This is a genomic window from Streptomyces sp. MUM 203J, from assembly GCF_022414595.1.
Classification (GTDB): Bacteria; Actinomycetota; Actinomycetes; order Streptomycetales; family Streptomycetaceae; genus Streptomyces.
In genome coordinates this window covers 1-1,482 of the sequence record NZ_JADWYO010000129.1, presented here as the reverse complement: position 1 = coordinate 1,482, position 1,482 = coordinate 1, and the positions used below count along the sequence as shown (strand labels likewise).

Annotated in this window: 1 protein-coding gene; it reads left to right on the top strand. The window is 69.2% G+C overall.

The features are described 5' to 3' along the window. Positions 1-405: 405 nt before the first annotated feature. A complete protein-coding gene (locus I3F58_RS29140) occupies positions 406-1,446 on the top strand; it encodes an IS30 family transposase (protein WP_240111715.1) in 1,041 nt (346 codons plus the stop codon). The last annotated feature ends 36 nt before the right edge of the window (positions 1,447-1,482 follow it).

Here is a 1,482-nt window from a genome sequence, read left to right as displayed (position 1 = left end):
CTTGGGTTCTGACGGTCCTCGCAACACCCGCGATCTGTGGGAGTTGCGAGGACCGTGGCCGTTGGGCGCGATGATCTTGCGGGGTTGCGGGAGCGTTTCCTTGCGCGGCTGGATGCCGTGGGGAACGTGACCGTCGTGGCGCGTGAGCTGGGGGTGAACCGGAACACCGCCTTCGGCTGGGCCCGGAAGGCCGGACGGAACTCGGTGCGCCTGCCTCGGCGGCACCCCGGGCGTGACGAGTACGAGCGGCTTCGGGCCGCCGGTGTCGCACGCCGGGTGGCGGCCCGGCAGATCGGTGTGAACGAGCGCACGGCCAAGGACTGGGACTGGGGCGTCAAGAAGACCGCCACGACGCGCACCTATGCCGACGGGCGGCGTGTCGACTACACGGCGGGGACCGTCACGATGTGCGGTGTGACCACGGCATCGGTGGGCCTGACGGCCCTGGAGAAGCAGCTCAACCCGCGGTTCTTGACGCTCGCCGAGCGCGAGAAGATCCGTGATCTGCGCGCGGCGGGTCAGTCGCTGCGAGCGATCGGGCGTGCTCTGGGACGGCCGGCGAGCACGGTCAAGCGGGAGATCGACGCGAACTCGGGCAGCGAGGGCTACCAGCCCTACGCGGCCCACCGGGCGGCTGCAGCGCGCAGGCCCCGGCCCAAGGACCGCAAGCTGCTGCGCGAGGGACGGCTGCGCCGCTTCGTCCAGGACGGACTGCGCAGGCGGTGGTCACCGGAACAGATCTGCCACGCTCTGGTAAGGGAACATCCCGACGACGAGAGCATGCGGGTGAGCGTGGAAACGATCTACCAGGCGCTGTATTTGCAGGCCCGCGGCGGCCTGAAACGGGAAGTGCAGGCAGCCATCCGCTCCGGCCGGACCCGCCGCAAACCACGCCGGGACCCCGAGCGGCGCACTCCCCGGTTCATCGACCCGATGGTGATGATCAGCGACCGCCCCGCCGCCGTCGAGGACCGGGCCGTGCCCGGTCACTGGGAAGGCGACCTGATCATCGGCGCGGGCGGGCGCTCCGCGATCGCCACCCTGGTCGAACGGAGCACCCGTTACACCATGCTGGTCCACCTGCCGGGCGGAGCCCACGACGCCGAGACCGTCCGTGACGGGCTCGTCACCACGATCCAGACCCTGCCCGCCCACCTGCGCGGCTCTCTCACCTGGGACCAGGGCAGCGAGATGGCACGTCACAAGCAGTTCAGCATGGCCACCGACATGCCCGTCTACTTCTGCGACCCGGCCTCGCCCTGGCAACGCGGCTCGAACGAGAACACGAACGGGCTGCTGCGGCAGTACTTCCCGAAAGGCACCGACCTGAGCCTGCACAGTCCCGAAGACCTCGAACACGTCGCCCAGGAACTCAACGGCCGACCACGCAAGACGCTCGGCTGGGATACCCCAGCCGAGCGTCTACGTGATCTACTCACCACCTGAAACCAAGTGGTGTTGCGACGACCCCTGGAACCCAAG